The sequence below is a fragment of the Lentibacillus jeotgali genome (assembly GCF_000224785.1).
GTDB classification, from domain to species: Bacteria; Bacillota; Bacilli; order Bacillales; family Amphibacillaceae; genus Lentibacillus; species Lentibacillus jeotgali.
Window position 1 is genome coordinate 37773 of sequence record NZ_AGAV01000022.1, and the last position, 21603, is coordinate 59375.

General features: G+C 44.5%; 19 protein-coding genes and 1 riboswitch. Of the genes, 14 read left to right on the top strand and 5 right to left on the bottom strand.

The window, feature by feature from the left end; all coding sequences use genetic code 11:
• Window positions 1–56 precede the first annotated feature (56 nt).
• From ON01_RS16875 to ON01_RS16895, 5 genes are all read right to left on the bottom strand, one after another.
• Window positions 57–473 carry a Fur family transcriptional regulator gene (locus ON01_RS16875; RefSeq protein ID WP_010532195.1) on the bottom strand — a complete coding sequence of 139 codons (417 nt, stop codon included), beginning with the start codon at window positions 471–473 and terminating at the stop codon, window positions 57–59.
• Window positions 460–1308, bottom strand: a complete 849-nt coding sequence (locus ON01_RS16880) for a metal ABC transporter permease (protein ID WP_010532196.1) — start codon at window positions 1306–1308, stop codon at window positions 460–462. The genes ON01_RS16875 and ON01_RS16880 overlap by 14 nt, the downstream gene beginning before the upstream one ends.
• Window positions 1309–1326: 18 nt before the next feature.
• The gene (locus ON01_RS16885; RefSeq protein ID WP_010532197.1) at window positions 1327–2082 is read right to left on the bottom strand and encodes a metal ABC transporter ATP-binding protein; all 756 of its coding nucleotides are present in this window, start codon (window positions 2080–2082) and stop codon (window positions 1327–1329) included.
• 15 nt (window positions 2083–2097) lie between these two features.
• A complete protein-coding gene (locus ON01_RS16890) occupies window positions 2098–3030 on the bottom strand; it encodes a metal ABC transporter solute-binding protein, Zn/Mn family (protein ID WP_010532198.1) in 933 nt (310 codons plus the stop codon).
• Between the two features lie 328 nt (window positions 3031–3358).
• On the bottom strand, window positions 3359–4213 hold the full coding sequence (locus tag ON01_RS16895) for a YitT family protein (RefSeq protein ID WP_010532199.1): 855 nt from the start codon (window positions 4211–4213) through the stop codon (window positions 3359–3361).
• Window positions 4214–4595: 382 nt separating this feature from the next.
• Between ON01_RS16895 and ON01_RS16900 the strand changes: the two genes are divergently transcribed.
• The 14 genes from ON01_RS16900 to argF all read left to right on the top strand — a co-directional run bounded on the left by ON01_RS16900 (window position 4596) and on the right by argF (window position 21426).
• Window positions 4596–6995, top strand: a complete 2400-nt coding sequence (locus ON01_RS16900; RefSeq protein WP_010532200.1) for a 3-hydroxyacyl-CoA dehydrogenase/enoyl-CoA hydratase family protein — start codon at window positions 4596–4598, stop codon at window positions 6993–6995.
• A 20-nt stretch (window positions 6996–7015) separates the two neighbouring features.
• Entirely contained in the window at window positions 7016–8191 is a 1176-nt protein-coding gene (locus ON01_RS16905) for an acetyl-CoA C-acetyltransferase (protein ID WP_010532201.1), read from the top strand.
• A 580-nt stretch (window positions 8192–8771) separates the two neighbouring features.
• A complete protein-coding gene (locus tag ON01_RS16910; protein ID WP_010532202.1) occupies window positions 8772–10556 on the top strand; it encodes an acyl-CoA dehydrogenase family protein in 1785 nt (594 codons plus the stop codon).
• Window positions 10557–10746: 190 nt separating this feature from the next.
• Entirely contained in the window at window positions 10747–11103 is a 357-nt protein-coding gene (locus ON01_RS16915; protein WP_010532203.1) for an arsenate reductase family protein, read from the top strand.
• An 83-nt stretch (window positions 11104–11186) separates the two neighbouring features.
• The gene (gcvH, locus tag ON01_RS16920) at window positions 11187–11570 is read left to right on the top strand and encodes a glycine cleavage system protein GcvH (RefSeq protein ID WP_010532204.1); all 384 of its coding nucleotides are present in this window, start codon (window positions 11187–11189) and stop codon (window positions 11568–11570) included.
• A 129-nt stretch (window positions 11571–11699) separates the two neighbouring features.
• Window positions 11700–12053, top strand: coding sequence for a toprim domain-containing protein (locus tag ON01_RS16925; protein WP_010532205.1), 354 nt, complete (start codon window positions 11700–11702; stop codon window positions 12051–12053).
• A gap of 1 nt (window position 12054) precedes the next feature.
• Window positions 12055–12378: a thioredoxin family protein gene (locus ON01_RS16930; protein WP_029329178.1), complete on the top strand. Its 324-nt coding sequence runs from the start codon at window positions 12055–12057 to the stop codon at window positions 12376–12378.
• 68 nt (window positions 12379–12446) lie between these two features.
• Window positions 12447–12557, top strand: a riboswitch (SAM riboswitch).
• A gap of 182 nt (window positions 12558–12739) precedes the next feature.
• Window positions 12740–13774 (top strand): methionine ABC transporter ATP-binding protein, encoded by a 1035-nt coding sequence (locus ON01_RS16935; RefSeq protein ID WP_010532207.1) that lies wholly within the window; start codon window positions 12740–12742, stop codon window positions 13772–13774.
• On the top strand, window positions 13764–14432 hold the full coding sequence (locus ON01_RS16940) for a methionine ABC transporter permease (RefSeq protein ID WP_010532208.1): 669 nt from the start codon (window positions 13764–13766) through the stop codon (window positions 14430–14432). Before ON01_RS16935 ends, ON01_RS16940 begins: the two co-directional genes overlap by 11 nt.
• Before the next feature lie 141 nt (window positions 14433–14573).
• Window positions 14574–15395, top strand: coding sequence for a MetQ/NlpA family ABC transporter substrate-binding protein (locus tag ON01_RS16945; protein ID WP_010532209.1), 822 nt, complete (start codon window positions 14574–14576; stop codon window positions 15393–15395).
• Between the two features lie 252 nt (window positions 15396–15647).
• Window positions 15648–15770, top strand: a complete 123-nt coding sequence (locus ON01_RS20295; RefSeq protein ID WP_483466327.1) for a YuzK family famiily protein — start codon at window positions 15648–15650, stop codon at window positions 15768–15770.
• Window positions 15771–16033: 263 nt separating this feature from the next.
• Window positions 16034–16972 (top strand): fumarylacetoacetate hydrolase family protein, encoded by a 939-nt coding sequence (locus tag ON01_RS16950; protein ID WP_010532211.1) that lies wholly within the window; start codon window positions 16034–16036, stop codon window positions 16970–16972.
• 260 nt (window positions 16973–17232) lie between these two features.
• Entirely contained in the window at window positions 17233–20463 is a 3231-nt protein-coding gene (carB, locus tag ON01_RS16955) for a carbamoyl-phosphate synthase (glutamine-hydrolyzing) large subunit (protein WP_010532212.1), read from the top strand.
• Complete coding sequence (argF, locus tag ON01_RS16960) at window positions 20464–21426, top strand: ornithine carbamoyltransferase (RefSeq protein WP_010532213.1); 963 nt, start codon at window positions 20464–20466, stop codon at window positions 21424–21426.
• The last annotated feature ends 177 nt before the right edge of the window (window positions 21427–21603 follow it).

Sequence of the window (21603 nt, forward strand, 5' to 3'; positions counted from 1 at the left end):
TAGTTGTTCATTTTTCTCATCCGAAACTAAAACCATTACCTTCAGGGGAGGCCTCTTTACCACGCTTCTTGACAAACCGGGCATAAGCCGTAAATCTCGAATTTATGGTCTTCAATGGCGTAATTGCCGAGAGCCTTCCGTACCTCGTCCATTGGGCAGACCTCAATTTCTTTGGTTTTTCCGCAATCTTTACAGATAAAATGATGGTGATGATGGTGTGTGCAACTGATGCGGAAGTGCTTTTCACCATTTAATTCGGTCGCCTCTAGGACACCGATGTCATCAAACATGTGCAGGTTGCGGTACACCGTATCAAAACTAATTCCTTTATAGGCAGGTTCCAGGTGGTTGATCAGGTCCTTCGCCGTCCGGTAGCCGTCAGCCTCAGCAAAGAAATTCAGCATATCTTTTCGTTTGGCGGTTGTTTTATAGCCGTGACGCTTTACTTCCTTAATAGCTTCATTCAGTTTCATGGGTTACCCTCCTAAATGAATATCGTTTAATCCCGATCGCCAACAGCAGCATGATGATGGAAACAACGACAATGGTGCCGCCGGGAGGGATACTGAAATAGTAGCCTGATATTAATCCTATGATAACAGCCAGTTCACCGAATACAATTGAAAATACAATCATTTGCTTAAACCCGCGGGCTATCCGCATGCTTGTTGCTACCGGCAGGGTCATTAGTGCCGACACCAGCAGAACACCGACAACACGGATCGATGCGGCAATGACAAGTGCTGTCAGTATGATAAACAATAAATGAATCCGTTTTGCATGAATGCCTGATGCAACCGCATGTTCCTCATCGAATGATAAGGTGACCAACTCCCGGTAAAAAAGACGGATAACCAGAATGATCACAACGGATATCCCTAAAATGGAATAAAAATCCGTCTTACTAACGGCGGACACAGAGCCAAACAAGTAGTTGAAAAGATCTGTGTTGAATCCATCTGCAAGTGCAATGAAAATAACACTCAGGCCAACACCGCCGGATAGAATAATTGGAATGGCCAGTTCCTGATACGCTTTATAGACACCGCGCAATTTTTCGATGAAAATGGACCCGAGCACCGAAAAGCCCATTCCGCTGTACAGTGGGGTTATCCCCAACGCAAACTTCTTATCTATGAACAGCCCAAAGGCAATTCCCGCAAGCGTTACATGTGACAGAGCATCAGCGATCAAGGAAAGACGGCGAACAACAATGAACGTCCCAAGAAGTGGTGCGATGATTCCGATTAAAAGTCCTGTGAAAAATGTATGCCTTAAAAAGTCATATTCCAAAAAATCTGCGAGCATAAAATGAGTCCTCCAACGTTAATGGTCATGTGCCACAATGTTAACGGGATGACCGTAAAATTGTGATAGGTCCTGATTGGACAGTGTTTTGTATTCACTAGGGTTCCCGTGAAAATGCAGCGTCTTATTCACGCAAACGATGTCTGTCGCATGTTCTGTCATCGTCCTGGTATCATGTGTGACAAGCAGCAATGTGATATTGTGTTCGTCGTTCAATTGATGCAGCAGGTCGTAAAATTTACGGACGTTTTCCTGGTCTACCCCAACGGTCGGTTCGTCAAGAATCAGGAGCTCCGGATCACTGACAAGTGACCGGGCGATAAAGACGCGCTGCTGTTGTCCACCTGATAGACTGCCGACATTCTCATACGCGTAATCGCTCATGCCGACTTGGTCGATTGTCTGAAGCACTTTCTTTTTATGTTTTGATGTAAATAGTTTTAAATAGCCGATCTTGGCAGTCAATCCCATTGACACAACTTCATAGACGGTGGCTGGAAAGCCTTTATTGAATGAATTGGCTTTTTGGGAAACAAAACCGATTTTGCCCCAGTCTTTGAAATTTTCGATGGGCTGACCGAACAGACGAATGTTTCCATTGTCGGGTTTTAGCAGGCCAAGAATAAGTTTTATTAAAGTTGTTTTGCCACCGCCGTTTGGGCCGAGCACGCCCATGAAAACGCCCCTGGGGATTTCAAAATTAATATCATTCAGGACATTTTTCCGTTCATATGCATAAGTGATGCTTTTCATTGATACAACTGGCTCTTCCATAGCTCTATATGCCTCCTACTCGGTTGCCTGGTCAAGTACTTCAAGATTGTGGTTCATTAATGACAAATAATCTTCGCCGTTTGCAACATCAGCTTCTGTTAGAACGGCGAGATTATGAATGGATAAGCTTTTGGCGCCTATTTGGTCCTGTATAATTTCGGAAACACGGTCAGAACTGTTTTGTTCAAAAAGAATATAGTCCATATTATAATTCTGTGCTTGATCAATGATTGTCGTTAATTCCTTTTGGGATGGTTCTTCACTTGACGATAATCCGCTGATGGCAATTTGTTCAATCCCATAGCGTTTTTCCCAATAGCCATATGCTGCATGAGATACGAGAATTTTTTTGTTTTTTTTCGGCTTGAGCGTTTTTTGGAACTGTTCATCCAATGCAAGCAAGTCATTTTTCAGTTCATTAAAATTGTTAGTGTATTGTTCTGATTTTTCCGGATGCAGGTCAGCAAGCTTGCCTTTGATGATTTTTGCCATGTCAATCATTCGTGTTGGATCAAGCCAAATGTGCGGGTTATGGTCATGATGATGCCCCGCGTGATCATGTGTATTACTTCCGTCCGTTTCCTCATGAAATAATGCCTCGTCAGCACCTAATTCGATTAAGGCTACATTCTGTGAGTCAAGTGCCTGAGCAGCGGTTTCCGCAAATCCTTCCATCCCGGCGCCGAGGAACATGAACGCATCACCTTCTGCAATGGATGTCATCTCCCTGGAGGATGGTTCATACGTATGGGCGTCAACACCGGGTGGATAGACAGATTCAGTCTCAACAGATTCACCCCCGATTCGCTCTACCGCGTATTGAATCGGGTAAAGAGAGGTGTAAATTTTCAAGGCAGCATTGCTGTTTGTATCCGATTCAGATGATGTACAGCCGGCTGCAAGAATTCCTGTCATTATTAATAGTAGAATGGCCTGATATCGTTTCATCATACAAGTCCTTTCGAAATGAATGCATTCATATTATCGTAATAATTACGATTTGTAAATAGGAATGATTACGATTTATGCTGGAACATTTTACAACTGGACTCGGAAGCTGTTAGATTAAACCGTCTTAAACGTCCCACTGAATGAAGTTTTACTTTATTATCGACAGAAGGAGGGGGTTCGGCAGAAGAGCAAAGATATCTGCGGGAGGGAAAAACTATCGGTAGAAGAGCAGAAATATCCGCAGAAGAGACAAGATATCGGCAGAACAGCAAAGGTATTTGCAGGAAAAAGAAACCGGCAGGACGCCGATTTCTGCACGGTATAATTAGAATTTCTGGCCGTAATACTTATCAAGGGTGAAGCCCCGTCCCAATACTTCTGAGGCATCGATAAATACAACAAATGATGTGGGTTCCTTATCCTGCATAATTCGCTTCAGTTTAACTGCCTCCTGCTGTTCGGCAACACATAGGATCATCGTTTTATCCTGGTTGGAATAGCCCCCAATGGTTCGTACTTTTGTCAATCCGCGATCAATCTGGTCGCTGATCATATCGTGAATGTTCTCCTCGTTTTCTGTAATGATCATAATCAGTTTAGTTGCTGATGTACGCAGTTGCACGATATCAATGGTTTTACTTGTGATGTAGATGCACATGAGTGCAAATAAGGTCAATTCCAGATTGAATACAATGATGGAAAAAGTAACAACCAGACCATCGACAATCAGCTGCGAATACCCGCTTGAAAGACCGGTGAATTTTTTGACAACCTGTGCGATAGCCGCTGTTCCGCCAGTCGAACCGCGTCCCTTGTATACTGTTCCAAGACCAACCCCTAGAATGAGGCCACCGTAAATGGCACCCAGCACAGGATTTGAAACCGTATAAGGAAAATCAGCCGTAAGATAGATCATGAATGGCACCCAAAAGGTACCGAGCAGCGTTTTCCAGCTGAAATCTTTTCCCAGGGCAATCCAACCGATAATAAAAATGGGGAGGTTAATCAAAAATTGGGTGAGGGCAGGGCTTAATGCATATAATTCATAAAGGATGGTGCTGACACCTGAAATTCCGCCCGCTGCAAGTTTGGAGGGCAAAAGGAACAGATTATAAGATAGTCCGACTAATGAAGCACCGATAATAATTTGAACATATTCTGTCATAAGTTTTTTGTTCATATGATGCAAATCCTTTCTTACTGCAATAAGTGTAACTAAGGCTTACGATATTGATGCCTGTCGAGAAGCAAAGTTTTCCAAAAAATGTTGAAATCAGCTGTCTTGCCGATAACCTGAATCCTCATTTATAAACCTTTATCATTTTAACTTAGTTTGCCGGTTCATAAAAGCCTTTCTTTTATTAAGCGGTTAAGAAAGGATAAATCCTGTCTTACTGCATAAGTGAGCTTGACGTTAAGCCAAGTTTTCTTAAAAATATTACTTATTTTGTTGCGAACTATCAGAATATAACTTATACTGTTAATAGATGGATAGGCGACTATCTTTTATTTTTTGGCAAAAATGAATGAGTATTCATTCAAAGATGATAGGGGGAAAAAACATGAAGCGAACGATCAAGCGTGCTGCGGTTTTGGGTTCCGGGGTAATGGGGTCCGGTATTGCTGCACACTTGGCTAACGTCGGTATCCCAACGATAATGCTGGATATTGTACCGCGTGAACTGACCAAAAATGAAGAAAAGAAAGGCTTAGCACTTGAGGATCGTGCTGTACGGAACCGTATGGCTGCCGACAGTAAAAAAGCTTTATTAAAACAAAAACCATCACCAATCACATCTAGGAATAGTCTTGATTTAATTGAAGTCGGCAATATGGAGGACGACATTGAAAAACTAGCGGATGTTGACTGGATCATCGAAGTGGTTGTTGAAAATCTTGAAATCAAGCAAAAGGTATTTGCAAACGTTGACAACTATCGAAAAGAAGGAACTATTGTCAGTTCCAATACATCCGGTATTTCAGTGGAGGCCATGGCTGAAGGACGGTCAGAGGATTTTCGCAAACATTTCCTCGGCACACACTTTTTTAACCCACCTCGCTACCTGAAGCTTTTGGAAATTATTCCAACGAAAGCAACAGATCCGGAAGTGCTTTCTTTTATGAAAACATTCAGTGAAGACGTTCTGGGGAAAGGTGTTGTCGAAGCAAAAGATACGCCGAATTTTATAGCCAACAGGATTGGAACATATGGGCTGCTTATAACCGTGCAGGAGATGCTGAAAGGCGGTTACAGTATCGGTGAAGTGGATTCTGTCACCGGACCGATGATCGGTCGTCCAAAGAGTGCCACTTTCCGTACGCTGGACGTTGTCGGGTTGGATACATTTATTCACGTCGCCAATAATGTGCGTGATCAGGTTAAAGGTGAAGAAAAAGACGTGTTCAAGGTACCGGATTTCATGCAAAGAATGCAGGAAAAAGGCTGGATTGGTGCAAAAAGCGGTCAGGGATTTTTCCTGAAGAAAAAAGGAAAAGATGGAAGCACAATATACGAATTAAATCCTGAAACGCTTGAATATGAAGACCGCAAAAAATTGAAAACGAATGCAACTGAGATGGCGAAACAGGAGAAAGGCCCCAGCCGTAAATTGAAAGCGTTTGTATCAGCTGAAGGTGACAAGGCCGGTGACTTGGTCTGGTCCGTTTTAAAACCGGTGCTCATCTATTCTGCGGAACTTACAGGTGAAATTGCCGATGACATTGTCTCCATTGATCAGGCGATGAAATGGGGATTCGGCTGGGAAGTCGGTCCATTTGAAACGTGGGATGCCATCGGTTTGCGAAAATCAATCGAGCGTATGCAACAAGAGGGATCGGAAGTCCCTGAATGGATACTGAACATGCTGGAATCCGGAAAGGAATCCTTCTATCAGACTGAAAATGGCAATGTCTATTATTACGATAACGGTGAATACAAACAGCAGTATTTTAACCCGAAAGAAATTAATCTTAAACGATTAAAAGAAGAAAAAGGGGTTATTAAGAAGAACTCTGGTGCCAGTTTAATAGATTTGGGAGACGGTGTTGCCGGATTGGAATTCCATAGCCCGGGCAATGCTATCGGCCTGGATATTATCAAAATGGTAAATGAGGCGATTGAAGAAGTGAATCAAAATTATGAAGGGCTGGTCATCGGTAACCAGGGCAAAAACTTCAGTGTTGGCGCCCATCTTGGCATGATGCTGATGGCGGCACAGGATGATGACTTCTTTGAACTAGATATGGTTGTCCGACAATTCCAGAATACGGCGATGAATATTAAATACTCTGAAAAGCCAGTTGTAACCGCCCCATTCAATATGACGGTTGGGGGCGGCGCTGAACTTTCCCTGCCGGCCGCATCAATCCAGGCATCAGCTGAAACATATATGGGTCTGGTCGAATTTGGTGTCGGGCTAATCCCGGGCGGCGGCGGAACGAAAGAACTTTATCTGAAAGAACTCCGCACTTTGCCTAAAGGTGTAGACTTTGATCTGACCAAAGTTGCAAATGACGTTTTTGAAAAAGTGGCCATGGCCAAAGTATCAACATCAGCTGAGGAAGCCCGGGAAAACGGATTTTTGGATAGCAGTGATGACATCAGCGTGAATCCGGAGCACCTGCTGCATGATGCAAAAGAAAAAGTATTGGCACTCGCTAAAGCAGGTTACCAGCCGCCAAAACGCGAGAAGATCCCGGTTGTCGGCGACGCAGGATATGCCGCAATGCTGCTTGGTGCAAAATCACTGCAGTTCAGTGGATATGCATCAGATCATGACGTGAAGATTGCTGAAAAATTAGCATATGTACTATCAGGCGGACGGATTAAAGAAGGAACACTGATTGACGAACAAACAATGCTGGATCTGGAACGTGAAGCATTCCTCAGCCTGATCAGTGAACAGCTGACACAGCAGCGTATGCAACACATGCTTTTAAAAGGAAAACCATTGCGAAACTAATTTGAAGAGGGGGAGAAAACGTGAAGGAAGCAGTAATTGTTGCGGGTGCAAGAACCCCTGTAGGAAAAGCGAATAAAGGTTCATTGGCCAGCACAAGACCCGATGACCTGGCAGCCTTAACGATTAAAGAAACATTAAAACGCGCGGGAGATTATGACGGGAATATCGATGACGTGATTATCGGCTGTGCGATGCCGGAAGCCGAGCAAGGCATGAATATGGCGCGCAACATTGCCGGTCTTGCCGGTCTCAGAAAAGATGTTCCCGGCATCACGATTAACCGTTATTGCTCATCCGGACTGCAAAGCATTGCATATGCAGCAGAACGTATTATGGTCGGTGCAAGTGATACAATCATCGCCGGCGGGACAGAGTCCATGAGCTTAATTCCAATGGGCGGGCATGTGATTAAGCCGAATACGAAGCTTGTTCAGAATGCACCGGGATATTACATGCAAATGGGCCACACTGCTGAAGAAGTGGCCAAACGTTTTGGCATTTCAAGAGACGAACAAGATGAATTTGCTGTCCGGAGTCACCAGCGCGCAGCAAAAGCGCTTGAAGAAGGTAAATTCAAAGATGAAATCGTGCCGGTCGAAGTGACTGAGCGCGTGATTGGCAAAAAGAATAACGTTGAAGAGAAAACATTGAAGTTTGAAATGGATGAAGGGGTACGCGCGAGCACAACAAAAGAAATTCTCGGCAATCTGAAGCCGGCATTTTCCGCAACGGGCTCCGTAACAGCAGGAAACTCCTCGCAAATGAGTGATGGAGCAGGCACTGTTCTCGTGATGGACCGTGAAAAGGCTGATTCAGAAGGTCTAGAGCCGCTTGCCAAATTTCATTCATTTGCTGTGGCGGGTGTTGAACCGGAGATCATGGGGGTCGGTCCCGTCCAAGCTGTACCGAAAGCGTTGAAAATTGCTGGGCTGGATTTATCTGACATCGGCTTGATTGAATTGAATGAGGCGTTTGCTTCACAGTCAGTCCGTGTCATTCAGGCACTTGATCTGGACCCGGATATTGTCAATGTTAACGGCGGGGCCATCGCACTCGGTCATCCGCTTGGCATGACTGGGACAAAATTGACACTGAGCCTCATTCATGAGATGAAGCGCCGCAACGTACAATATGGTGTTGTCACCATGTGTATCGGAGGCGGCATGGGAGCAGCCGGCGTGTTTGAACTCTTGTAAGCTATGAATCTTGTTGAAATTTAGTTCTAGTCTGTTGAAAAGGCGTAAATGCTAACTCGCACGAATTCAAAGGATTGTAAAAGCTTGTTGTTCTTGACACAAAATCCATAAACTGCGACATAGTGTTTTGGTTGATTTCCGCTGCGGGCAGTCGCACACCTTAGGGCAACGCTTCAGTTTCCTCGGAAGCAAAGACCGCTTCCTGCGGGAGCAGAGGCATAGGTGAGACCCCGCAGAACGGAGTTCGAGGAGGCTCACCAGCCGCCCGCTTTCCCGCAGGAGTCTCCTGCCCTCCGCTCCAATCAACGCCATGTCAGCGCGTGTATTTTGTTCACGACATCTGAGTACGAGGAGTCCTCTCGCGCGAAATCTGGAGGGTGTCGCGCGATTTCGTGCTACTCTCGCGCGAAATCCAGGGAATGTCGCGCGATTTCATGCCACCCTCGCGCGAAATCTGGAGGGTGTCGCGCGATTTTGCAACTGCGTAATAAGCAGCAAAATATACAAAAAGGACCTTGAATATCGTATCAAAGAAATTTGATGCAATGGAAAAATTCCAATATGGAAAGGAACGATTAATATGAGTGAAACAACAGAGAAGTTGTTCAAAGGCGGCGGATTTTTAACAGAAGACCTGCGAGCTGAAGATGTGGTGACACCTGAAGATTTTACCGAAGAACATAAAATGATCGGTAAAACGACCGATGACTTTATTGATGGTGAAGTTTTACCCAAAATTGACAATCTGGAAAATCATGAATTTGAGCATTCCGTTGACCTGATTAGAAAGGCAGGTGAGCTGGGACTGCTTGGCGCGGACATTCCGGAAGCATATGGCGGACTAAACCTGGATAAAATCAGCTCAGCCATCATCACCGAAAAATTTGCACGTGCCGGTGGTTTTTCGATAACACATGGCGGACACGTCGGTATTGGAACGCTGCCAATCGTATTTTTTGGAAACGAGGAGCAAAAGGAGAAATATTTACCGAAATTAGCTACCGGGGAGAAGATCGCGGCTTACGCATTGACAGAACCAAGTGCGGGTTCTGACGCCATGAGCGGGAAAACTACAGCAACATTGAATGAAGCAGGCACCCATTATATTCTGAACGGTGAAAAACAATGGATTACCAACTCAGCTTTTGCGGACGTATTTGTTGTTTATGCGCAGGTGGAAGGCGATAAATTCACAGCATTCATCGTTGAGCGCGAATTCCCTGGTGTTTTAACAGGACCTGAGGAAAAGAAGATGGGTATCAAGAGTTCCTCAACCCGAACACTGATTTTGGAGGATGCTGAAGTGCCGGTTGAGAATTTGCTCGGTGAAAAAGGAAAAGGTCACAAAATTGCCTTCAATATCCTGAACGTAGGTCGCTATAAACTTGCTATGGGCGGTGTCGGCGGCTCCAAGAACGCAATCGAAGTGGCAACGAAATACGTTAATGAACGAAAACAATTCAACACGCCGATTTCAAGTTTTTCATTGACTCAGGAAAAGCTGGCAACACTGGCGGTTAGAACATATGCCAACGAAAGCGCCGTTTACCGTACAGTCGGATTATTTGAGCAGCGGATGGGTTCATTGACAGACGAACAGTTGAAAGACGGCAGAGAAGTGGCAAAAGCGATCGCTGAATATCAAATTGAGTGTTCGTTGAATAAATTCTCGGCCACAGAATGTCTCGATCATGTTGTGGATGAAGCTGTCCAACTCCATGGCGGTTACGGCTTCATGGAGGAGTATGAAGTGGCGAGAATGTACCGTGACTCCCGGATTAATCGGATTTTTGAAGGAACCAATGAAATCAACCGTCTGATTGTGCCCGGAACGCTGATGAAAAAAGCCATGAAAGGTGAATTGCCGCTTCTTCAGGAAGCACAAAAACTCCAGGAAGAACTCATGATGATGATGCCTGAAGAAATCGGCGATGCTACTTTGGAGCAGGAAAAATATCTGTTGAAAAACGCCAAGAAAATGGTGTTGCTCGGTGCTGGCCTGGCTGCACAAAAATATCAGCAGAAGCTGGAAAACGAGCAGGAAATTCTGGTTAATCTGGCAGATATGGTCAATGAAATATACAATATGGAAGCGGCCGTCCTGCGTACCGAAAAAGCAATCAATAAAGATGGTGAAGATAAACACAAGCAGAAGCTTCTATACACACAGGTATATGTGCAGGAAGCCTTTAACCGGATTGAAGCAGATGCAAAAGAATCACTTATCGCTGTTGAAGAAGGCGATAACCTGAGAATGATGCTGTCATCTCTGCGTAAGCTGACACGTCACACGCCAACAAACGTGATTGCCAAAAAACGTGAAATTGCAGCAAAGATCATTGAAGAAGAAAAATATGTTGTCTGATTTAAGCAACGGAAATCTGCTCCCGGCCAGATAGGCTGCGGAGCAGTTTTTGTTATAAAAGAAAAACCCGAAGTTCACAACTTCCGGCTGAAATATTCACAATTATAGCCATAAAAATAATTCTGGTCGCCTGAGAGTGTTAATTTTGCTATAATGAATGTATCTATTTTATAGCAGAGGAGAGAAGCACATGGCATTAACGTTTTACTGGTACCCGAAATGCGGTACGTGTCAAAAAGCTAAAAAGTGGCTCGACGGACATGACATTGATTATACAAGCATACATATTGTAGAAGAACCACCTACGAAGGAACAACTGTTGGACTTTATTTCCAAAAGTGGCATGTCGCCGAAAAAGTTCTTCAATACAAGTGGAAAAAAGTATCGTGAACAAAATATGAAGGAAAAAATTAAGGATGCGAGTACCGAAGAAATGGCGGAGTGGCTGGCCTCGGACGGCATGCTGATCAAACGGCCGATCGTGACAGACGGCGAGAAAGTGACAGTTGGATTTAAAGAAGATACATTCACCGAAACCTGGCTGTAAAAATAGAATGTTATACTAGAAAAACACAGAGCTTCCTAGTATAGTTATGGTTACCGTTGCAATGATTTAATGGAGGGATATTTATGAGCTTACCACAAGATTTGTTTTATACTGAAGAACATGAATGGGTGAAAAAAGAGGACGGAAAAGTTCGGATAGGGATTACGGACTTTGCACAGGATGAACTTGGTGACATTGTCTTTGTCGAGTTGCCTGAAGTTGGTGATGAAATTGAGGTTGATGAGCCATTCGGCAGTGTCGAGTCTGTTAAGACGGTTTCAGAATTGTATGCCCCGATCAGCGGGAAAATCGTCGAAATTAACGAGGAGCTTGAAGACAGCCCGGAATTCGTTAATGAATCACCTTATGACAAAGCCTGGATGGTTGTTTTGGAACCGTCCAATGAGTCTGACGTCGATCAGTTATTATCTGCTGAGCAATACGAAGAAGCCATTAACAATGATTAATAACAATCGATGATGAAAAAGCTGACTCACTCTCAGATGTGAAGGTCGGCTTTTTTAATCGTTAATGGTTTCCAATCATATAATATCTGTACCCCCCATCATGGTGTTTTCTTAAGGAGTGCAATATAGATGACAGAGTACACCGAAAAAGTTATCATTGTGGAAGGGTTGACCGATAAAAAGCAAATCAAAAAAGTGATTGCTGAGGATGCAGAAATTATCTGTACAAACGGAACACTTGGCGTGGAAAAATTTGATGAGCTTCTCGAGGACTATGACCTCGACAACCGGGATGTTTATATTTTGGTTGACGAAGACAGTCCGGGCATCAGGCTTCGCAATCAGCTGTCACGCGAGCTTCCGCATGCCGAACATATCTATGTCAGCAGTGAATATCGCGAAGTGGCGACAACACCTGATAATATACTGGCTGCTGAACTGGCAGGGAAACGAATTGAGGTTAATCCGATTTTTCTGATTTAGGGTGATTTTTTTGCAGCAGGTAACTGATGATATATTGCAGCAGGAACGTTATTTATTATATATTTATACACCATTATGTGGTACTTGTGCACTTGCAAGAACGATGCTTGATAAAATCGAATCGGTTCATCAGCAGGATATTTTTTATGAAATGAATGCGTCACTCAACCCTGAATTTATGCAGGATTACAAAGTCGAAAGTGTCCCTTGCCTGCTGATCAAGGAAGGCGGGGAAATCAGGGATAAAGTTTACGCTTTCAAGTCGATTGCCAACATATACAGCTATTTGATGGACTACAAGCCGGAGCTGTTTGCTACAAGTTAATTTTATTGACAGCCGGTACAAGGGCATGGTATCCTTTTAAAGTCGATTGGTAAATGAATATGAATTTTCTCTTATCCAGAGCGGTGGAGGGGCTGGCCTTATGAAACCGCGGCAACCTCAAATCAAAGTTATTTGAAAGGTGCCAATTCCTGCGAAGCGGATGCTTTGGCAGATAGGGGAACGTGAAGATGATATACACACGTCTTTCTGTTCTCTTACAGAAAGGCGTTTTTCTTTTAGATTTGATTTTCTAAATGAAAAAATGCCATCATTCACAGATCAATGATTCCCGGCATCTTACCTTAAAGCGAAGTAATGCTATTGTTAGATACGGACATAGTAACAATGAAGGAGGAAAACCTTGATATCGATAGAGGGTTTAACAAAGATTTTTTCAACAACAACAAAGAATCGGATAACGGCTGTCGATGATTTGACCCTTGATATTAAAGAAGGTGAGATATTTGGCGTTATTGGTTACAGCGGCGCCGGCAAAAGTACATTTGTTCGTCTGGTCAACAGGCTGGAAGAACCATCTGCCGGAAAAGTAGTCATCGATAATCAGGATATTACAACATTAAATTCCAATCAGCTGCGTCTCACCCGTCAGGAAATTGGCATGATTTTTCAGCATTTTAATCTGCTCTGGTCACGAACAGTGAAAGATAATATCGCATTTCCGCTGGAGATCTCCGGGGTGCCAAAACGTGAACGGGAAGAGCGTGTTGGGGAACTCATCAAACTTGTCGGTTTAGCCGGCCGGGAAAACGCCTATCCATCACAATTAAGCGGCGGCCAGAAGCAGCGTGTCGGAATTGCAAGGGCACTTGCAAACAGACCGAAAGTACTTCTCTGTGATGAGGCAACTTCTGCTCTTGACCCGGAAACGACGAATGCGATTCTTGATTTGCTTGTTGATATCAATGAAAAGCTGGGTTTGACCATTATCCTGATTACGCACGAAATGCATGTTATTCGTAAGATTTGTAATCAGGTGGCCGTGATGGAAGAAGGACGAATCGTCGAACAAGGCGATGTGCTTGATGTGTTCCTGCATCCGAAACAGCGGGTCACCAAAAAGTTTGTAGAACAGGTGATGGGAACTGAAGGTGAACATAACGGTGTCGAAGAACTAGTTAATATGTATGAAAGTGGAAAAATCGTTAGACTGCATTTTGTTGGTGAATCCGCAAATCAGGCGCTTATCAGCCATGTTGCCAGATCATTTAACATTGACATCAATATTTTGCAGGGAAAAATTACACAAATGCAGCAGGGCGCATATGGCACATTGTTCGTTCAAATCGATGGCCATACGGATGAAATTGAACGCGCTATAACCTATATAACGGATGAGACCTCTGTGGAAGTGGAGGTGGTCCGGAATGTGGAATAATCTGTTTCCGAATATCGAGATGCAGGATTTATGGGTCGCAACTTATGAAACATTTTACATGACGATTTTTGCACTGATCGGCACATTTATTTTTGGTATATTGCTGGGCCTCCTGCTTTATCTGACTATGAAAGGCGGCATCTGGCAGAATAAAATACTTAACATAATGGTTGCCTCAATCGTCAATATATTCAGGGCCATACCATTTATCATTTTAATTTTATTGCTGTTCCCGTTTACCGACTTCCTGATTGGAACGATCCGCGGTCCGAATGCAGCACTGCCGGCATTAATCATTGGCTCGGCACCATTTTACGGGCGGCTTGTTGAAATTGCCCTGAAAGAAGTGGATAAAGGTGTTATCGAGGCGGCAAAGGCCATGGGCGCGAAAACCAGGACAATTATTTTTCGGGTTCTGCTCCCGGAATCGATGCCAGCACTTGTTTCGGGTATTACCGTTACAGCAATCAACCTGATTGGCTATACAGCTATGGCTGGTGTCATCGGTGCCGGAGGATTGGGAAATTATGCGTACTTTTTCGGATTCCAGCGGCGAGAGTTTGATGTCGTATTTGTATGTACAGTTCTAATCGTATTAATCGTATTTTTATTCCAATTCATAGGTGATTATATTTCAAACAAAATAGATAAAAGGTAAAGAGAAACTTCATTCAGTGGAGTGTTTTCCTCCACTAAATGTTAGTAGAACCGAATCGGGCATTTATGAACAGTTAGCCGCCGTTCTGTGGCGGGCTATTTGTCCATTAGATGCTGGATAAAAAGAAGGAGCGAGACAGACATGAAAAAAGGCTTGGCGTTTGTATCATTATTATTAGTTGTTTTACTGGCAGCATGCGGGGGATCGGGAAGTGGCGACAACACTGAAATAAAAGTCGGTGCATCCAGTACACCGCACGCTCAGATTTTAGAGGAAGCAAAGCCGATTCTTGAGGAAAAAGGCATCACTCTGACAATTGAAGAGTATCAGGATTATGTTTTACCAAACGAAGACCTTTCAAATGGAGAAATTGATGCAAACTACTTCCAGCACATTCCTTATTTGAAAGGGCAGATTGAGGACATTGGCTATGATTTCACTCATCTTGGCGGTATTCATATAGAACCGATGGGTATTTACTCCAAGGATTTCAACAGCATTGATGAGGTTGCTGAAGGGACCGAAGTGCTGATGAGCCGCTCTGTTGCAGACCATGGACGCGTTCTCGGATTGCTTGAACGTGAGGGGCTGATCAAACTGGCTGAGGATGTTGAAACGGTCAATGCGACGACAGACGATATTGTGGAAAACCCGAAAAATCTGACGTTCTCATATGATTATGATGCAGCAACATTGCCTAATTTATATGAAACAGAAGAAAATACCTTGGTTGCGATTAATACAAACTATGCAATCGGCGCTAATTTGAACCCATCAGAGGACGCTCTCATTCTGGAGGGTAATGAATCTCCATATGTGAATGTGGTAGCAGTGAAAAAGGAAAACAAGGACAACGAAACTCTCAACACTTTAGTGGATGTGCTGCACTCTGAAGAAATTCAAAGCTTTATCAAAGAAGAGTTCAACGGTGCTGTGGTGCCGGTTGACGGCAAATCGGAGTAAAGGCGATTTTTAGGGAATCCACAGCATTTGGCAGTAATTTGCTCTATATTTAAATACAACACAGCTTAATCGCAACAGCCATAATATTTCTCAACTCTGTCGTTTACACGCGTTTAAATGCGAATTGTCGAGGTACTATAGATATGGTATTCTTGATATCGTAATCAAACGAAAGGATGGTTCACTATTAATAGTGGAATAAAAATGCATTACACGCCAGAAATGGAAAAAGCAATGCAGCAATCAAACAAAATGGGCTATGTCGAATATGAAAGGAACCTTGATAACCGCATAGCCGTTGAAAAAAGACGACAGAATGAATATGAGAAATGTAAACACATGGTAGCTGAAATTGATAGTCACATTCATAATTGATAGAAATAATCCGGCACTCTGATACAGAGTGCCGGATTTTCCTGTATTTGGCTTCGGGAGCCGTAAGTTTCGGGTATGCTGCGGTGTTGCCGCCCATGTTTGCGCTTTTAGGAACATGTTTGTAATCTCTTGCCCATGATCCTTCATACAGGCGCAAACTTTCCCGTATTGAAAAATTTCTTGAAAAATAGCAACCCAAACAGGGAATGGGATGTTTGAAGTCGAATATGTATATAACCGAAGTCTTCAAGGAGGTACATATTTTGAAATTATTAAGCTACAAAATTAAAGGAATTCCCGGCCCATCGAGAATGGGCTTCATGCATGGCGAAAAGATTGTTGACCTTCAGGAAGCTTGGAGGGGATTAAAGCGTTCCAATAGTGATATTGATGCGGCAGATGCTGCGGACGAGCTTTTTCCAGCTGACCCTGCACAATTTTTCAAAGCAGGACATCGAGTTATCGAACAGGCTAAAGATCTAAAGACATATCCAGAAGCGAATGATACGGGAGCTATCAGTTTTAACCGGGCTGACGTATCTATTTCCACTCCGGTTCCATCCCCTGGAAAAATTATATGTGTCGGCAAAAACTATGCAGCACATGCAGCCGAAATGGATAGTGACGTACCGGACAACCCGGTATTGTTTGCCAAATTTGCAAATGCGCTGATTGGTCCCGAGGATGTGATTGAAAAACCCGAATTCGTCAGCAAGCTCGATTACGAGGCTGAACTGATGGCGGTTATCGGAAAAGAAGCATCACATGTCAAACGTGACGAAGCGCTTGATTATGTTGCCGGTTACACAATCGGCAATGATATGTCGGCACGCGATCTGCAAAAGCGGACACCACAGTGGCTTCAAGGAAAGACTTTGGATCGCTCTACACCTGTTGGTCCGTGGGTTGTCACTGCCGATGAGGTCGGTGATGTCGAAAAATTGTCAGTTCGTTCTTACGTAAATGGCGAGGAGCGACAATCAGCAACGACGGAAAAGCTCATCTTTGACATTCCGTTTCTGATTGAATTCATTTCGTCCCTGATCACATTAAAACCTGGTGATCTGATCATGACCGGGACGCCAAACGGAGTCGGGATGGGAATGAATCCGCCACAGTTTGTACACAACGGAGACATTATAACTGTAGAAATTGACAACATCGGAAAAATAGAAAATAAGGTTAAGGAATTAAAAAATTAACGAATTCAGTGCAGACCAGCAAAATGGTCTGCAATTATTTTTTGAAAAATACTTTCGCACTGAATGCTGCTTTCTGCTTTGAATGACAAACCACCCTGATCGAATACCATTCACCCTTAATAACAATAGCTTTCGAAAAACTCTTAAAACCACTAATTAAATTAATAAAGGGTATTGCATTAATATAAATTTTATTGCATAATAATACATAACATTTTATACATTATATGTGACACGTTTTACGGAAGAGGAGGTACACTATGCCTAAACTACAGCAGATTCGGAAGGTTCTGGTGATTGGATCAGGGCCCATCATCATTGGTCAGGCAGCTGAATTCGATTATTCCGGGACACAAGCTTGCTTGGCACTGAAAGAAGAAGGGGTTGAGGTTGTCCTTGTCAACAATAACCCGGCAACAATTATGACAGATCAAACAATAGCCGATCATGTATATTTGGAGCCACTGACGACGGATTCACTCACCGCCATCATTCAAAAAGAACAGCCGGATGGAATTTTGCCGACACTCGGCGGGCAGACAGGACTGAATTTGGCTATGTCATTAAACGAAGCAGGTGTATTGGAGCAATATAAAGTGGAACTGCTCGGTACCTCTTTAGAAGCTATCCAAAAAGGCGAAGATCGTGATATCTTTAAATCTACCATGAAAGCAATCGAAGAACCTGTTCCCGAAAGCTTATCAGTCCATTCAATAGACGACGCGATCCGTTTTTCACAGACAGCTGGTTTTCCGATTATCATCAGACCGGCTTATACGTTAGGCGGAGCCGGTGGAGGAATCGCTGAAACCGAACACGAGCTTAAGTCAGCCGTCCAGCACGGCCTCGATATGAGCCCTGTTGGTCAGGTGCTTGTAGAGCAAAGTATTAAAGGCTGGAAGGAAATCGAATTTGAAGTCATTAGGGACGCAAATGATGACTGTGTGATCGTTTGTGATATGGAAAATATTGACCCGGCCGGTATTCATACAGGTGACAGTATAGTTGTTGCACCTTCACAGACATTGACTGAAGAGCAGCTTCAAATGCTCCGGAACGTTTCGTTTAAGGTAATCCGGGCTCTGGACGTTATCGGCGGCTGCAATATTCAATTTGCTCTGAACCCGGACAGTGATGAGTATGTGATTATCGAGGTCAACCCAAGGGTCAGCCGTTCAAGTGCACTCGCTTCAAAGGCAACCGGTTATCCAATTGCCAGAGTTTCGGCCAAGATTGCCATGGGGTGGCACCTCGATGAACTGCAAAACCCGATGACAGGCAACACATACGCGGGATTTGAACCGGCGCTTGATTACATCGCCGTGAAAATACCGCGCTGGCCGTTCGATAAATTCAGGACCGCTGACAGGACACTCGGGACGCAAATGAAGGCAACGGGTGAGGTAATGGCATTGGCCGGCAGCTTTCCGGCTGCATTGAATAAGGCCGTTCGGTCGCTTGATACCGGCATCAGTCATTTTCCGTTTCTTTCCGATTGGACACCGGAAGCAATTGAAAAGGCGCTGATGCATGCCACAGATGAACGGTTGTTTGTGACAGCAGAAGCCATACGAAGAGGCTATTCGCTCGACGACATTCACGAATTGACTGGCATCAATCACTTCTTCTTGAACGAAATAGCGGCTGTCATTGACATGGAGAAATTAATCAAGGAAAAAAACTGGGATGCCGTCACTTGGGAACAATGGAACCAGGCCAAAACAATGGGATTTTCCGATCAGATCTTGGCTTCGCTTCTCAATAAAGATATAGGAGCAGCGCAGGAACTATCCCTGAAATTGGCACCTTCCTACAAAATGGTTGATACAGGTGAAACAGAAGCATCAGCGGACACAGGCTATTTTTACAGTACTTGGGACGATGCGAATGAAGCCTTGCCATTAAAAGGTCAAAAGGTTGTCGTTTTGGGCGCTGGTCCGATCAGGGTTGGTCAGGGGATTGAATTTGATTATTGTTCAGTGCATGCAGCGATGTCCCTTCAGGACCAGGGCATCAATGCGACCGTCATAAATAATAACCCGGAAACGGTCAGTACGGATTACAATACGGCCGATCATCTTTATTTTGAGCCGCTGACCGCTGAAGATGTTTTAGCCGTCGTTCAGAATGAAGAAGCCGATGGGGTTGTGGTGCAGTTTGGCGGGCAGACAGCAATTAACCTCGTGGAGGAATTATACAAGAACGGTGTCCATGTCTATGGCACATCTTTACCGGCAATCAACGCAACGGAGGACCGGGATGAGTTCTATCAGCTGCTGCAAAAGCTTGAAATTCCTCATATACCTGGAAAAACAGTGTCAGGGATAACAGAAGCAGTCGAGTCCGCATCTGATATAGGCTATCCGGTTCTGGTGCGGCCATCCTACGTTATCGGCGGAAGCGGGATGGTTATTTTGCACAGTGAGCCGGAACTGCTGACATACCTTAACGGATTGAAAGAAAAAGCGTCCGAATCGGCTATCTTCCCGCTATTGATCGATCGTTTTATTCCGGGAAAAGAATTTGAGGTAGATGCAGTCTGCGACGGAGAGGACATCCTGATACCAGGTGTGTTTCAGCATATAGAACGGGCGGGGACCCATTCAGGAGATAGTATAGCAATTTTCCCGGGGCCCGACCTTTCACAGTCGCAAAAGCAGCAGATCGAATCATATGCGACCTCCATCTCGGCAGCACTGAATTTGCAGGGTATGGTCAATATTCAATTCGTGCTCAGTGAAGACGGCAAGGAATTGTATGTGCTGGAAGTTAATCCGCGGGCGTCAAGGACGGCGCCGATCGCAAGCAAAGTAACCGGCATACCGCTGATTGATCTGGCAGTGCGCATACAAACAGGTGAGTCCCTCGCAGAACAGGCATGGAAACTTGGATTGCATGAGGATATACCATATTATGCCGTTAAAATGCCGGTCTTTTCGTCAGCAAAGTTATCTGGGGTCGATCCTTACCTAGGACCAGAAATGCAGTCAACCGGCGAAGCTATCGGACTAGGGAGAACGATTGGTCAGGCACTGGCAAAAGCATGCGGCTGGACGGAAAACAGCCTATTGGACAAAGCGACAGACAAACCCGTTTATCTGTCCCTTGGTTCAACTGACAATTTAACCGAGCAGCTCTTGTCCTTGCTCTCAAATTTACCGATCAAGGTAGCTGCTGATCCGGAAACTGCCGCTTTCCTCAGCAAAAAGAGAATCCACATTGACCGTATCGTGGATATTGCCGAAGCCAGTAATATTTGTTCGGAAAATGGATTTTCACTCGTTTGCGATACACAAAAATCATTTATGGAGGATGAGCATACCCGGCTCAGGATGGCAGCCCTGGCGGTTAATACGACATGTCTCACGTCCGCTGAAACATTGCTTGCTTATCTTTATGCAGCAGAACAGCCGCAGGAGGCCCCTGTGCCAGTGAATGATTATTTGAATGACAGCCGTGAACTGAATCGGCGGAAGGAGCGTGCTATGTAAATGAAAACAAAAGCTGAGCCCGTATTTACCGGTAATGAGCTAAAGGGCCGCAAATTTCTAAAACTTACTGATCTGAACATACAAGAATTAGGCTACTTGCTTGAGCTTGCTGGTGAACTGAAACAGAAACATAAATCAGGGTTGCATGAGGAACCATTGAAAGCAAAAACACTTGGCATGCTGTTTGAAAAACCATCGACCAGAACGCGCGTCTCTTTTGAAACAGGTATCTTCCAGCTCGGTGGCTCAGGGATTTTTCTGAATTCAGACAATCTGCAGTTGGGAAGAGGGGAATCAATGGCAGATACAGCCAAGGTTCTCTCAGGTTACGTTGACGGCATGATGATCCGGACGTTTTCCCACGAAGTCCTTGAGGAATTCGCCCAAAATGCGACGGTTCCGGTAATTAATGGGCTGACAGATATGTATCATCCGTGCCAGGTGCTTGCCGATTTGCAGACAATCCGGGAAATAAAAAACGGATTGAGCGGTGTGAAACTTGCTTATATCGGAGATGGGAATAATATGGCACATTCCCTGATGATCGGGGCAGCCATGACAGGGATGGATATTAACATTGCCGCCCCTGACGATTATATGCCGAACACGTCGATTGTTCAGGAAGCATTAACGATCGCCGAGCAGACAGGGGGACATGTGGAAGTCACTTCAGACCCGCAGGCTGCCGCAGAGCAGGCTGATGTCATTTACACCGATGTATGGGCGAGTATGGGGCAGGAAGACGAACAAGGAAACAGGAAACAAGCATTTTCCGATTTTCAGGTGAACGTCAGGCTTTGTTCGCTTGCCAAGAATGATGCTTTCTTCATGCACTGTCTGCCAGCACACCGTGGAGAGGAAGTCACAGCAGATGTTATTGACGGAAAGCAATCAGTTGTCTTTCAGCAGGCAGAAAACAGGTTGCACGCTCAGAAAGCACTGATGATGGCATTAATGAGCTGATTTATATAATATAAGAAGATATACATTTTAGAGGCTATTTTCTAAATGCTTGTCGCTTTTTGAGAAACATTTCGAAGCACTGAGCAGCCCGAAGACACGTAGACTCCTGGGGGACTGCAGGCCTAGATGAGACCCCACAGTGCTGAAGGCACGAGGAGGCTCATCAGCCGCCCCCGG